We start from the raw sequence: 14,312 nt of genomic DNA, 5'->3' as shown, positions 1-14,312 counted from the left end.
ACCGTAAGTCTGAAAAACATGCGTGCTTGCTAGGCCCTAAGATACTATAGCTGACATAAAATAACGAATAAGAACGAGAGGACAAACCATGTCTTTCACTATTTCACGACAGATATTTACATCTGTTATCGTGCTTGGAACCATTTTACTGGGCGGCTGCGACAAAGACACGATTAAAAGTAATTTTTCGTCACCTATAAAGCCGGCGGCCAAATTTGACGAGCGTCAATTCGATAGCTACTACGGCATGCCTCCTGGCGCTAGTGGTTACAATGACAAAGGCCCTCTAGTTAAGCGTACTGTCACTCGTACCAAAGGTGTCCTCAAAGGGACTGCCCCAAAACGTTATAAAGTCCGCAAGGGCGATACGATGTGGGACATCGCAAACAAATTCTTGAAAAACCCTTGGTTTTGGCCGGAAATTTGGGACAAAAACCAACGGATCACTAACCCGCACCTCATTTATCCTGGCGATGTTCTTTACATCTACTCAGGCCCAAGACAGGTGCGCGGAAAAGATACGGTCACTATTAAAGACCATATGAAGCCTCAAATTCGTGTTGAGCGTACTGGTGGTGTTGGAGAACCAATTTCAACACTGGCTCCGTTTTTAGCTTTCCCACGTATAATGAACGAAGGTGAGATTGATAACGCGCCGTATCTGGTCAAAGGGCAAGATACAAATATGCTCATGATCTCCGATAAGAATATTTACATTAAAAACTTCCGTGGCAAGCCTATGGAACGTTATGCGGTATTCTCAAAGGGTAAGGAAATAGTCGACCCTGAGAATGGCCAAAAACTTGGCTTTGAGGTGAACTTTGGCTCACATATCCAAATTGAAAAGGTGGGCCCTATTTCAACCGCTAAACTACTCAATATGAAACGAGAAGTCCGCGTAGGTAACCGACTCCTAAACATGGTCAATCAGGAGCAAAACCTAAAAGCACCAATGCTAATTCCACGTCAAAAAGTACGCGGATCAGTGATGTCGCTTTACGATGCAGACCTAATAAGTGGTAAAGGCATGATCATTACCATCAACAAAGGGAAGCGCGACGGGATAAAACCTGGCTATATGCTTGGTGTCTATAAACCTAGCTACATGACTATAGACCCTTACCCAACGGCCAAAAAAGGCTACGGATCACTGACAGACAAGGTGAGAATACCGCCTGAAAGAGCCGCTACAGCTGTTGTTTACAATGTAACTGATCGCTTTAGCTATGCCCTGATCACAAAGTCTGATCAAGAAGTCAGAAATGGGTATAAGATAGGTAACCCTTAACGGAACCGATAATAACTCGTGACTGATAATAACTCTCTACAAGCTTGGGTCTCGCTATGGCGGGCCCCAGGTATCGGCTGCCAAGCATTTCATAAACTACTCGCTCACTTTGGTGATCCGACGGCAGTTCTTAACGCCAACTCAAGTCAATTAGAAAAAGCCGGCCTCAGTCGCAAACAGAGTGACGCCATTACCTCCATATCATTGGACGCGGCTAAACCTGACATGCTCTGGCTTGAAAAAGAGGACCACCATCTAATTACCTTTTTAGATGACGACTACCCTCCTCTATTGAAACAGATCAGCGCAGCACCACCGCTACTCTATGTTCATGGAAATACTCAATTATTAAGTGACCCACAAATTGCCATTGTCGGCAGTCGTACACCTACACCTAATGGCGCTCATAATGCTTTTGAGTTTGCAAAACACTTTGCAAATATGGGCCTGTGCGTCACAAGCGGCCTTGCCATGGGTATTGACGGTGAAGCACACAAAGGTGCACTTGCCGATGGCGGCGTTACTATCGCTGTTACCGCCACAGGCTTAGATCGGGTTTACCCTGCCAAACACCGCCAACTCGCTTATCAAATAGTAGAACAAGGTGCCATGGTGAGTGAGAACCCTATCGGTACAACCCCTAGAGCGCAAAACTTTCCAAGACGAAATCGCATTATTAGTGGTTTGAGTCACGGTTCGTTAGTTGTTGAAGCCGCACAAAGGAGTGGATCACTCATCACCGCTGATTACGCTAATGAACAAGGCCGTATGGTATTCGCTATTCCTGGCTCTATTCACAACCCGCTAGCTCGAGGGTGTCATAAGTTGATTAGACAAGGCGCTAAACTAGTCGAAACAGCGAATGATGTAATGGAAGATTTAGCAGGCCAAATTGACCTAGAAATTCTTACTCAAGACACTCCTAAAGCAGATGCAAACGCAGCAGCTGAAACGCCAGAAATAGAACGAAATGACGATAACAGCCGACTACTGGCGGCAATGGGTTATGAACCCGTATCAATTGACCAATTAGTCATACAGACGGGATTGACCCCTGCATCGCTTTCATCCATGCTTTTAGTCATGGAATTGCAGGGCTTAATTGCTTCCAACGGTAGAGGTAGCTATACACGCTTAGGTGAATAGCTAAGCTTGCCGTTTTTTGTTAATCAGCCCTTGCCAACACAATGGACTGGTGACTTAAACAAAATGAATACCAAAGAAACTACATTGGATGTGCTTTTTTATTTATTCGAAAACTACTCTGATGTCGATGACGTCTCGCAGAACAAAGATGCGCTTCACAGCTACCTTCAAGAAGCGGGCTTTCCTCAAAATGACATTAGTAAGGCATTTGACTGGCTAGAAAGCCTAGCGGACAAAGAGCAAGTCTATATTACTGAACCTAGTGAGAAGACAACGCGTATTTTTTCACGCTATGAGTCACGTTACCTAAACTTCGAATGCCAAAGCTACTTACTGTTTTTAGAACAATCTAAGGTTCTGACACCTGAAATGCGTGAGCGCACTATTGATCGCATTCTTGAGTTAAAGGACAAAACGCTAGACCTAAACAAGCTTAAATGGGTAGTTCTTATGCTACTACTTAATCAGCCTGACTCTGAAGCTTCTTATATATGGATGGACTGCGTTGCAATGGGCAACGAACCAATTTGCTATCACTGATAATAATGACTCTATTTCACTAAAAACCGTCATTATTGGCATTAATAAGTAAGTAGTTTCCGTCCTAGCCTCTTTACTACTGTTCTGAATACAGTGTATGGTTGCCACAAATTTATAACCGTGACTGATAGTAATATGAGTGAAAATCTCGTCATTGTAGAATCACCTGCTAAAGCAAAAACAATCGAAAAATACCTAGGTAAGGGCTTTGAAGTGCTTGCCTCGTATGGACACGTGCGTGATTTAGTCCCGAAGACAGGCGCAATCGATACCGAGAATGGCTTCATTATGAAGTACGAACTCATCGACAGAAACAAGAAACACGTCGACCGTATCGTTAAGGCTCTGAAGAAAGCAAAAACCCTACATCTTGCGACCGATCCGGATAGAGAGGGTGAGGCTATATCGTGGCACCTATACGAATACCTAAAAGAAAAAGGTCTTCTAGAAGGTAAAGAAGTAACACGAGTTGTATTTTACGAGATAACTAAGAAAGCGGTTCAAGAAGCCGTCGCTAATCCTCGTGAACTCGCTATGCCCATGATTGATGCACAGCAAGCACGACGCGCATTAGACTACTTAGTAGGTTTCAACCTATCTCCTCTACTTTGGAAAAAGATCAAGCCGAGCCTATCTGCTGGTCGAGTACAAAGTCCTGCGCTCCGTATGATCGTTGAGCGTGAAGAAGAAATTGAAGCCTTTGACCCGAAAGAATACTGGACACTTGAAGCAAGTGTTGAGAAAGGCGATCAGCCATTCACCGCTAAGCTTCATACGCTTGCCGGTAACAATTTAAAACAGTTTGATTTAAACAACACTGAATTAGCGATGGGCGCTAAGAACACTGTTGTTACAGAATCAGGCTTAGTCGTTAATGCCGATGGCGAAACAACGACAAAGGGTAAGTTAACAGTTTCTCGCTTAGAGAAGAAACAACGTAAGCGCCACCCTTCAGCTCCATTTACAACGTCGACACTTCAGCAGGAAGCTTCCCGTAAGCTTCGTTTTACGACACGTAGAACCATGAGCGTTGCTCAGCAGCTGTATGAAGGAATTGACTTAGGTGACGGCCCTGTTGGTTTGATCACTTATATGCGTACCGACTCCGTGTCTTTGGGTAACGAAGCACTGGAAGATGTACGTGGATTGATTGATAAGCGCTACGGTGCGGACAATGTTAATCCTGAAATACGCGAATTTAAGACTAAGTCTAAAAATGCACAGGAAGCTCACGAAGCGATACGCCCTACTGCTTCTGCAAATATTCCTGATGACATCAAAAAGCACTTAACTGACGAACAATACAAACTGTACAACTTGATTTGGAAGCGTACAGTTGCAAGCCAGATGATCCATGCGACACTGGATACTGTATCTGCTGACCTTTCTAGTGGAGATGGCAACTTCTTCCGTGCAACAGGTTCAGCTGTTCGCAACCCGGGTTTCATGTCTGTCTACCAAGAAGACGTTGATGCGGATAGCGACAAAGAAGACGGTAAAGAAGTTAAGGAAAGCAAAGAGAAGATACTGCCATTAATGGAAGAAGGCGATGTGCTCGACCTTCACGCTGTTTCGGCTGATCAACACTTTACGGATCCACCACCTCGCTTCTCAGAAGCAAGTTTGGTTAAAACGTTAGAAGAGTTCGACATCGGTCGTCCATCTACTTACGCAAGTATCATCTCGACACTACAGTCTCGTGAATATGTAGAACTTGAAACTCGACGTTTCTACCCTACTGATATTGGTCGTATCGTTAATCGATTCTTGACTATGCATTTCACACAGTACGTTGACTACAACTTCACTGCGAACCTTGAAAACCAGCTAGATGAGATATCTCGTGGTGAGAAAGAATGGATTCCTGTACTAGAAGAGTTCTGGAAGCCGTTCCATGAACTAGTTGTAGACAAAGACGAGTCAGTAACGCGCGAAGAAGTTATGCAAGCGCGTGTTATCGGTACTGATGAAAAATCAGGTAAGCCTATTTCTGTACGTATGGGCCGTTTTGGACCGTTTGTACAAATCGGTCATCGTGATGACGAAGAAAAGCCACTATTTGCAAGTTTGCGCCCTGGCCAGAAAATGGACAGCGTTACTTACGAAGATGCTTTGGAGCTATTTAAACTTCCACGTTCTTTAGGTGAAACTGAAGAAGGCGAAGCAATCAGTACTAACTTTGGTCGTTTTGGACCTTACGTAAAGTACGGTAGCAAGTTTGTGTCTTTGCCTAAGGAGAATAATGATCCTTACGAAGTAACACGCGAACAAGCGCTTGAGTTGATTGCCGCGAAGAAGAAAGCTGACGCTGAAAAACTTATCCAAGACTTCCCAGATGAAGGCATCCAAATATTGAATGGACGCTGGGGACCTTATGTCACCGATAAGAACAAAAACGCACGTGTTGCTAAAGATGTCGATGCTAAAACACTAACACTTGAAGACTGCATTAAAATGCTTGCTGAAGCACCTGAACGTAAAGGTCGAGGCAAGAAGAAAGCGCCAGCTAAGAAGCCTGCTGCTAAGAAAGTTCCAGCGAAGAAAAAGCCAGCCGCTAAAAAACCGGCAGCGAAAAAAGTCGCGACTAAAAAGACTCCAGCCAAAAAAGCCGCTGCGAAGAAACCTACTGCTAAAGCGACTGATGACGCTACGACAACAGCTAAGAAAGCACCTGCCAAAAAGCCAGCGGCAAAGAAAGCTGCTCCAAAAAAGGCCGCGCCTAAAAAAGCAGTTACAAAAGACACACCAGCATCTAACTCAGATACTAGCAGTGACTAAATACTATGTTGGTTACTTGCGAAATATCTGCCATTGCTGAGCAGGCAAAACAAGGCAAAGTAATTGCTTATCCAACTGAGGCCGTTTTCGGCCTTGGTTGTTTGCCTGATAACAAACAAGCATTACAGCGTTTGCTAGATATCAAGCAACGTCCCATTGAAAAAGGTTTGATTCTAATTGCTGCAAACTTTGAGCAAGTTAGACCCTACCTCGCACCAAATATCCAACCGACGACAGAGCAAATGACCCCGAACAACATTACTTGGGTCTTCCCTGTGGCGGACAATGTATCACCGCTTTTACGAGGCCGCTTTGACAGCATTGCGATTCGTATTAGTAAGCACCCTTTAGTTCAAGCTCTCTGCAACTCATTAGATAGCCCACTAACCTCAACCAGTGCGAACATCACTGGAGAGTCGCCTTGTTATAGCGCGCAAGCCGTAGTGGAACAGTTTCAAGACCAGCCATTAGCACCAGATGCTGTATTGGATGGACCAACCAGTGGGCAATTAAATCCTACTGAAATCCGCGATGCTATTAGCGGAAAAACTCTTCGTCACAGCTAATAATTATGCCTTTACTAACTTTACAAAATGTCCAACTCAGTTACGGCGGCCCTGCCCTACTTGACGGTGTTGATCTAACTATTGAGCCGGGTGAGCGCATCTGCCTAATCGGCAGAAATGGTGCCGGTAAATCAAGCCTAATGAAAATCATCAAAGGCACGCACAAACCAGACTCAGGTAACCGAGTGCTTGAGAAAGGCACTGTTATTACGCAGCTTGAACAGGAAGTGCCACACCACCTTGGTGGAACTGTTTATGATGTTGTAGCTGATGGCTTGTCAGAAGTTGGCGCACTCCTTAAAAAGTATAACCAGCTAAGCGCACAACTAGATAACCACGATGAAAAGTGGATGAATGATCTAGAAAAAACTCAACAAAAATTAGAAGCCTGTGACGGCTGGAAATTTGGCCAAAATATTGATAGCACCATCTCGCTATTAAAACTCGATCCTGCTGCTGACTTCACTAAGCTATCTGGTGGTGTAAAGCGTCGTGTGTTACTTGCTCGCGCTTTAGTACAAGACCCAGATATTTTGTTACTTGATGAGCCAACCAACCATCTTGATATTAGTGTTATCAACTGGATGGAAGAATTCTTATTAAGCTATAAAGCAACGGTCGTATTCATTACCCATGACCGTAGTTTCTTACGCAACCTAGCAACCCGTATCGTTGAGCTTGACCGTGGAAGAGCTAATAGCTGGCCAGGTGACTACGACAACTTCCTACGTCGCAAGCAAGAAGAGCTAGAAGCTGAAAGCGCAGAGAACGCCCGCTTTGAGAAAAAGCTTGCTCAAGAAGAGATATGGATACGCAAAGGTATTAAAGCGCGTAGAACCCGTAATGAAGGCCGTGTACGTGCATTGAAAGCTATGCGTGTAGAACATCAGAAGATTCGCCAAGTACAAGGCAAAGCTAATATTCAAGTAGAAAGTGGCGAACGTTCTGGTAAACGTGTAGTTGAAGCTGAAAATATTAGCTATAACCCAGCGGATAAAAACCTAGTCAATAACTTCTCGACGCTAGTACAGCGTGGCGACAGAATTGGTTTAATCGGTCCGAATGGTGTGGGTAAAACGACCCTACTGCGTCTCTTGCTTGGAAAAATCGAGCCTGACTCCGGTACAATCAAACTAGGAACAGGTCTGGAAGTTGCTTACTTCGACCAGCTGAGAGATCAGCTCGACGAAAACAGCACTGTAAAAGCCAGCCTAGACCGCGGCTCAGACAACATCACCGTTAACGGCAAAACTAAGCATGTGATTAGTTATTTGCAGGATTTCTTGTTTACACCAGAGCGTGCAAACTCCCCTGTTAATGCACTGTCAGGTGGTGAGCGAAATCGTCTGCTACTTGCAAAGCTATTCATCAAGCCAGCTAATATTTTGGTACTCGATGAGCCAACCAATGACCTTGATGTTGAGACATTGGAGCTACTTGAAGACCTACTAACAAACTATGAAGGTACTGTACTTATCGTAAGTCACGACCGTACCTTTATTAATAACCTTGTTACTAGTTGCATGATCTTTGAAGGCAACGGTGTTATTCGTGAGTATGTTGGAAGTTATGACGACTGCATGGAGCAACAAGCTGAGCGTGTTAAGCAAGAAACGTCTAAGCAAAAAACCGTTACTAACAAACAAAAGCAATCAAAGAACAGCGCGCCTGCAGCTAGCGAGAAAAAACTTAGCTTCAAAGTGCAGCATGAGCTAGATAGCTTGCCTAAAGAAATCGAAAAGCTAGAAAAGAAAATTGCAGCAACGGAAGAAGAAATGGCTTCAGCAGCTTTCGCAGTGAAAGACCATAAATCAGCCGCAGCAGTAACAGACAGCTATCAGGCCTTGCAGCAAGAGCTAGAACAGAAGTATGCTCGTTGGGAAGAACTTGAGGGTTAATCCTAATGAAGATTGCAGATTATCGAAGAGAATATACGCAGAGCGGTTTGTATCGAGCAGATTTAGATACAAACCCTTTTCAGCAGTTTGATCGCTGGTTTACCCAAGCGATTAAGTCTGATTACCCTGATGCAAATGCAATGACACTGGCAACAGTGTCAGCAACAGGGAAGCCGACTCAGCGTACTGTTTTACTGAAAGGTTATGACAGTAAAGGGTTTGTCTTTTTCACTAATTACGACAGTGGAAAAGGTCATGATATTGCTGAAAATGATCAAGTGTCATTATTGTTTTCATGGTTACAAGTGGAGCGCCAGATTGAGATATCAGGCACTGCGGTCAAGCTTTCGAGTGCTGACTCAGCGGAGTACTTCCACTCTCGCCCAGAAAGTAGCCAACTAGGCGCATGGGCTTCTCACCAGAGTCAGAGCATTGAGTCACGAGAAGACCTATTGAAGCAGTTAAATGAAGTCACTGAGCGCTTTAGTGGCGATACTATTCCTTTACCTGAACACTGGGGTGGTTATTTAGTCGTACCCAATACCGTTGAGTTCTGGCAAGGGCGTGAAGGACGTTTACATGATCGTTTTGAATATACGCTAAGTGATAAAGAATGGCATATGAAGCGTCTGCAACCATAACGCTAAGCACTTTATTTTAAGCATAAAAAAACCCGACCTAAGTCGGGTTTTTTTATGCTGCGAAGACAGTGAAGTGGATTACTTCAACTGCTTAGCCAGCACCATACTTTTCAGCACACTAATCGCAGTGTATAACTGGAAGTCTTCTTCAACTAAGTTATCGCTCTTAGCTTCAGCAAGCTTCTTCTTTTCTTCGTCAGTTATTTTGTCGTCTTTAGTCGCTTCTTTTGCAAGATCTTGAGCCGTCTTAGACTTATCATCTTCTTCACCCGATGGGTTCGACAAGTGACCTGCTAAATCTGCTTCTGACAAAGGCGCAATCGTTTCTTCATCATCCGTCTTCTTCTTACCATTGGTAAGCTTCAGCGGCTCAGCCTTAATGTCTGGCTCAATACCTGTCGCCTGAATCGAACGACCAAGAGGCGTGAAGTAACGCGCAGTTGTCAATTTAACCGCCGTAGACTGATCGACAGGCAGTACAGTTTGTACCGAGCCCTTACCGAACGTCTTAACACCAACGATCAAAGCACGCTTGTGATCTTGTACCGCGCCAGCAACGATCTCCGATGCCGATGCAGAACCTTGGTTCACTAATACAACTAAAGGAGCACCTTCAAGGATATCGCCTTTCTCAGCGTCATAACGCATCACAGCGTCTTCAACACGGCCTTCAGTGTAAACAATCTTGCCTGACTCTAGGAATAGATCACTAACGCCAACAGCACCGTTTAACACGCCACCTGGGTTATTACGCAAATCTAGAACCAAACCTTTCAGCGCGCCATCATTCTCTTTAACTAACTCAGCGATACCTTCAGCAACACCTTGTGTCGTCTTAGACTGGAAGCTTGAAATACGAACATAGCCGAAACCATCTTCAAGCATACGCTGCTTAACACTCTTCACGCGGATAATGTCGCGAACCACTTTAATAGTGAACGGACGATCTTTACCTTCCCGAACAACCATTAAGTTAATCGGTTCGCCAGGCTTTCCACGCATCAGCTTAACTGCGTCACTAAGGGTCAACCCTTTAACAGGCTTATCATCTAGACGAATGATCAAATCACCCGACTCGATTCCCGCTTTTTGTGCAGGCGTATCATCAATAGGTGAGATAACTTTAACAAAGCCATTCTCCATCCCTACTTCAATACCTAGTCCACCAAACTCACCCGATGTACCCACTTGAAGTTCTGTAAAAGCATCTTCATCAAGGTAAGCAGAGTGAGGATCTAGACCGGTAAGCATGCCACTAATGGCATCGCTCATTAATTTCTTATCATCCACTTCTTCCACGTAATCACGCTTGATACGCATATAAACTTGAGTGAATTTTTGTAACTCCTCCAGAGGAACTGAAGTAGCCTTATTATCTTTAAACGCAGAAACACTTAAACTAGCAGTAAATGCTACCCCTAATACAGCTCCAGCAATAAGCCCGGTAGTTAGTGTTTTATTGGTTTTGATTCGCATATTTTCTCCAAAGTAAACACCTGCAGTTATGGCAAATGTTAAAATCTCGCTCGTTTTTATTCTATAGTTAATTGGCGGCTCAAAGAGTGTAAGCATTAAACAAAGTTTTTGCACTTCGTTTCTTAAGAAACATTAACAATGTCTTTACTTACGACACTAATATCCGACTTTTAAGGGTTATTTACACCAAGCCGCAGGGTTTTTAGGTACAGATCCCTTACGAATTTCAAAATACAACGCCGTATCTTCATCTTCACCAGCATTACCTACCGCAGCAATAACATCTCCAGCTTGAACAATATCACCTGTCTTACGGTAAACTGCTCGATTGTACGTATACAGTGTGCGGTAACTTTTATCGTGCTGGATAATAACTACGTAGCCGTAACCACGTAATGGACCCGCATATTCAATTTTACCACGCGCCACCGCATGTACTCGCTGACCACCTGGTGCTTTAATAAGTACACCTTTCCACTTCTGCTTTTGGTTTCTAGCACTGCCGTACTTCTTAGAGATCGTTCCTTTAACAGGCCATGACAAACGTCCACGTAACGATGAAAACGGCTTATTGGCCGTAAAGTTCAACGTTGTCCGCTTACCCGACTTTTTAGTACTCTTTGGTGCTGCCTTTGGTGTCGCTTTCGGAGCAGCCTTTGCTACTTTAGCAGGTGCTTTTTTAGCCTCCGCTTTCTTCTTCGCTAGCGCAGCTGCTTTTGCTTCTTTAGCAGCCTGAGCTTTTTGTGCTCTTATCAGTTTTTCAAAGACAGCTTGCAGCGCAGCTTCTTCCTTTTTAAGAGTGTTGAGCTTCTTTTGCTTACTCACTTCAACACGCTTAGCCTGTTTTAGCGCCGCAGCATTTTTGTTCAACTCACTCTGTAGGCTTTTTCTGTCATCACCCAACGTCACTCGTAGCGACTTCAAGCGCTCTCTGTCTTTAGAGATATCACCTTCAATTTTCTTAACACGTGTCAATTTTTTACGTACTGTCTTAATTCGGTCAATACGACTCTTATTCAAATACTCGAAGTATTTCGTGGTTCTACTAATGTCAGAAGGGTCATCCTGCTTTAACAATAAGCGCAAGTGAGACTCTTCACCTGAGCTATACATCGCCAACAGCTGCTTAGCCAACGCTTCTTTTTCAACCTCAACCTCTGCTGTTAACGTCTGCTTTGTCTTATTGGATTCGATTAATTGCTTAGTAATGGATGTAATTTTGTTTTCAGCATCGTACTGCTTGCGCGAGAGTCGATTGATCTCGGACTTATTTTTGTCGATGACCACTTTAATGTTATTCGAATTATCTCGAGCCTTTTTCAAGCTACTATTAGCTTGTGTTATCTCAGCCTTAATTTTTTGGCGGTCTGTCTCGGCATACGACACAGAACAAAAAGACGTCAAAAAAATAACACTCAAAACTAGAAAACGATAAGACAAAACAAACACCTAAGACATAATTATTTTAGTAGGCCTAGCTTATAACTTTAGTTGTTTCATATATCAAGTAACTTGAACATTAAACAATGCTAATGCACTTAATCCAAAACACCAAACTGCCCGTATTGTGTAAAAGTTTGATACTTTACACTGATGCGAGTGCGTGAAGCTTTACCAGCGACCAAGCAAACGGTATCTTAACGCCCTATCAATTCACCACATGGTTTCAAGATGCAAGAATATACTGCTTTTTTTCAAAACAACCTCATTCTATTTCTCGGCTTCTTTGCCGTTCTAGCGGTTATTATCTGGACTGAAAAGACCCGCATGAGCCGTAAATATCACTTAGCTTCAATTAACGAAGCCGTAAAACTAATGAATGACGACAGCACAATCATTGTTGATGTACGTGAAGACCGTGAAATCAAAGACGCTGTAATCTCAGGCTCTACACATATTCCAATGACTGAGTTTGCAACTCGTCACTCGGAGCTGGTTAAATTCAAATCAGCCCCCATTGTTGTATATTGTTCAAGCGGTAACCGCTCTGGCGGCGCATGCAACACACTTACAAAAGAAGGCTTTGAGAACGTCCACAGCCTAGTCGGCGGAATGGCAGCTTGGGAAAAAGCAAGCCTACCTGTTACTAGACGATAAAAACGAGAACTAACCTATGCCAGCACAAGTAGTTATGTACAGCACACGATTTTGCCCTTTCTGTATGCGAGCTAAAAGCTTACTGAAAAGCAAAAACGTCGAATTTGAAAACATTGACGTTGGAAACGACAAGTCACTGTGGCAAAAAATGGAAAAATTAAGTGGCCAGAACACCGTTCCACAAATTTTTGTGAATGGTAAAGCACTTGGCGGCTTTGACGACATTAATCACCTTGACCGACAAGGTAAATTAGACGCATTATTAAACACTGAAAAATAAAGGATAGACCCATGGCAGAAGAAGAACAGGCAGCAGCAACGACACCTAAGGCAGAACCACAGTTTGTTATTGAGCGTATTTACCTAAAAGATGTGTCGTTTGAAGCTCCAAACAGCCCTGCAATCTTCACAAAAGATTGGGAGCCAGATACTAATCTACAGCTTAATACTCAAGTAAACCCTCTAGGTGATGGTCACTATGAAGTTGAACTGATGATTACTATCACAGTTAAGAGCAAAGAAGAGACTGCATTCTTGGTAGAAGTAAACCAAGCGGGTGTTTTCAACATCTCTGGCTACCCAGCAGAACAGTTGAACCACCTATTGGCAAGCTACTGCCCTAGCAACCTATTCCCGTATGCACGTGAAGCGATTGCAAGCCTGATCTCTAAAGGTAGTTTCCCAGAAATGCACTTGTCTCCAATCAACTTCGACGCGCTATACGCACAACGTCAAGCTGAAGAAGCAGCTGCTGCAGTGACTGGCGGTACAGAAGAAGCTTAATGACTAATAAGTCTACTAGCTTTTCAGTGTACGGAGCGGGGTCTTGGGGCACCGCTCTGGCACTACAACTCGCGCGAAATGACATTAGTGTTCAACTTTGGGGTCATCGACCTGACAGGCTTGAGCAATATAAAAACGCGAGAGAAAATACTGACTATCTACCCGGTGTTGCATTTCCTGACACACTGACTTGTCATAGCAGTATCGAGTCATTAGTCGCTCATAGTGACTACCAACTCATCGTTGTGCCTAGTCATGGCTTCCGCCAGCTACTAGAACAACTAAAACCACTCCTTACCTCAGAACACAAAGTACTTTGGGCAACCAAAGGCTTAGAGCTAAGCAGCGGTAAACTACTACACGAACTTGTGGAAGAAGTCCTTCCTCAAGTCAAAGAATACGGTCTGGTATCAGGCCCAACCTTTGCCAAAGAAGTCGCTGAAGGCCTACCTACTGCAATGACGGTAGCGGCCACAGATGAACAACTCGGCGAAGCAGTCGCAAAGGCATTCCAATCAGAAAATTACCGCGTATACACCAGTACAGATGTGATTGGTGTAGAACTCGGTGGTGCAGTTAAAAATGTTTTAGCCATTGCCGCAGGTATTGCAGATGGCCTTGGTTTTGGCGCTAACGCGCGTACCGCAATTATTACTCGTGGGCTTGCTGAGATTTTGCGACTTGGTAATGCAATGGGTGCACAGTCAGAAACACTGATGGGACTTGCAGGAATCGGTGATCTCATACTGACCTGTACGGACAACCAATCACGTAATCGCCAACTAGGCCTCGCACTGGGTGCAGGTAAGACATTAGAGCAAGCGATTAAAGATATTGGTCAGGCGGTAGAAGGGGCTAAAACGTCCCAAAGCATCAACTTACTCGCTGAACGCGCAGGTGTGGAAATGCCTATCTGTAGCGCTGTACAACAAATTCTTTATGAAAATCTTTCTCCTAGAGAAGCCGTAAAGACGCTCATTTCACGCAAGCCTAAACCCGAATTTTAAGCCACTGAGATACAAGTTTTCTTTAGGTTTTCAGGAATCTATGGTAAAAAGTATTCAGTGAAACATGTAGTTAACATTCCTACATCAAGGTA

13 protein-coding genes are annotated in these 14,312 nt (G+C 43.9%); 11 read left to right on the top strand and 2 right to left on the bottom strand.

Going from position 1 to position 14,312, the window contains the following annotated elements:
• Positions 1 to 88: 88 nt before the first annotated feature.
• From DKT75_RS02850 to pdxH, 7 genes are all read left to right on the top strand, one after another.
• The gene (locus DKT75_RS02850) at positions 89 to 1,288 is read left to right on the top strand and encodes a LysM peptidoglycan-binding domain-containing protein (protein ID WP_109821920.1); all 1,200 of its coding nucleotides are present in this window, start codon (positions 89 to 91) and stop codon (positions 1,286 to 1,288) included.
• A gap of 18 nt (positions 1,289 to 1,306) precedes the next feature.
• Positions 1,307 to 2,434: a DNA-processing protein DprA gene (gene dprA / locus DKT75_RS02845; protein WP_109821919.1), complete on the top strand. Its 1,128-nt coding sequence runs from the start codon at positions 1,307 to 1,309 to the stop codon at positions 2,432 to 2,434.
• A gap of 63 nt (positions 2,435 to 2,497) precedes the next feature.
• Positions 2,498 to 2,974: a Smg family protein gene (locus DKT75_RS02840; protein ID WP_109821981.1), complete on the top strand. Its 477-nt coding sequence runs from the start codon at positions 2,498 to 2,500 to the stop codon at positions 2,972 to 2,974.
• 135 nt (positions 2,975 to 3,109) lie between these two features.
• Positions 3,110 to 5,752: a DNA topoisomerase I gene (locus DKT75_RS02835; protein WP_109821918.1), complete on the top strand. Its 2,643-nt coding sequence runs from the start codon at positions 3,110 to 3,112 to the stop codon at positions 5,750 to 5,752.
• 5 nt (positions 5,753 to 5,757) lie between these two features.
• Positions 5,758 to 6,318: an L-threonylcarbamoyladenylate synthase type 1 TsaC gene (tsaC, locus tag DKT75_RS02830; RefSeq protein WP_109821917.1), complete on the top strand. Its 561-nt coding sequence runs from the start codon at positions 5,758 to 5,760 to the stop codon at positions 6,316 to 6,318.
• Positions 6,319 to 6,323: 5 nt separating this feature from the next.
• Complete coding sequence (locus DKT75_RS02825) at positions 6,324 to 8,216, top strand: ATP-binding cassette domain-containing protein (RefSeq protein ID WP_109821916.1); 1,893 nt, start codon at positions 6,324 to 6,326, stop codon at positions 8,214 to 8,216.
• A 5-nt stretch (positions 8,217 to 8,221) separates the two neighbouring features.
• A complete protein-coding gene (pdxH, locus tag DKT75_RS02820) occupies positions 8,222 to 8,857 on the top strand; it encodes a pyridoxamine 5'-phosphate oxidase (RefSeq protein ID WP_109821915.1) in 636 nt (211 codons plus the stop codon).
• Between the two features lie 78 nt (positions 8,858 to 8,935).
• Here the strand turns inward: pdxH and DKT75_RS02815 are convergent, their stop codons facing one another.
• Positions 8,936 to 10,333: a S41 family peptidase gene (locus tag DKT75_RS02815; RefSeq protein WP_109821980.1), complete on the bottom strand. Its 1,398-nt coding sequence runs from the start codon at positions 10,331 to 10,333 to the stop codon at positions 8,936 to 8,938.
• Positions 10,334 to 10,510: 177 nt separating this feature from the next.
• Positions 10,511 to 11,773 carry a murein hydrolase activator EnvC family protein gene (locus DKT75_RS02810; protein WP_109821914.1) on the bottom strand — a complete coding sequence of 421 codons (1,263 nt, stop codon included), beginning with the start codon at positions 11,771 to 11,773 and terminating at the stop codon, positions 10,511 to 10,513.
• Positions 11,774 to 12,004: 231 nt separating this feature from the next.
• Between DKT75_RS02810 and DKT75_RS02805 the strand changes: the two genes are divergently transcribed.
• From DKT75_RS02805 to DKT75_RS02790, 4 genes are read left to right on the top strand one after another with little or no spacing between them, the layout of a single operon-like run.
• Entirely contained in the window at positions 12,005 to 12,430 is a 426-nt protein-coding gene (locus DKT75_RS02805) for a rhodanese-like domain-containing protein (RefSeq protein ID WP_109821913.1), read from the top strand.
• Positions 12,431 to 12,446: 16 nt separating this feature from the next.
• A complete protein-coding gene (gene grxC, locus DKT75_RS02800; protein WP_109821912.1) occupies positions 12,447 to 12,710 on the top strand; it encodes a glutaredoxin 3 in 264 nt (87 codons plus the stop codon).
• A gap of 11 nt (positions 12,711 to 12,721) precedes the next feature.
• The gene (gene secB, locus DKT75_RS02795) at positions 12,722 to 13,213 is read left to right on the top strand and encodes a protein-export chaperone SecB (protein ID WP_109821911.1); all 492 of its coding nucleotides are present in this window, start codon (positions 12,722 to 12,724) and stop codon (positions 13,211 to 13,213) included.
• On the top strand, positions 13,213 to 14,220 hold the full coding sequence (locus tag DKT75_RS02790; RefSeq protein WP_109821910.1) for an NAD(P)H-dependent glycerol-3-phosphate dehydrogenase: 1,008 nt from the start codon (positions 13,213 to 13,215) through the stop codon (positions 14,218 to 14,220). The genes secB and DKT75_RS02790 overlap by 1 nt, the downstream gene beginning before the upstream one ends.
• Positions 14,221 to 14,312: the final 92 nt, after the last annotated feature.

This window comes from Leucothrix arctica (genome assembly GCF_003172895.1).
GTDB classification, from domain to species: Bacteria; Pseudomonadota; Gammaproteobacteria; order Thiotrichales; family Thiotrichaceae; genus Leucothrix; species Leucothrix arctica.
The sequence above is the reverse complement of the archived record's forward strand: the minus strand, read 5'-3'. Positions and strand labels throughout refer to the sequence as shown.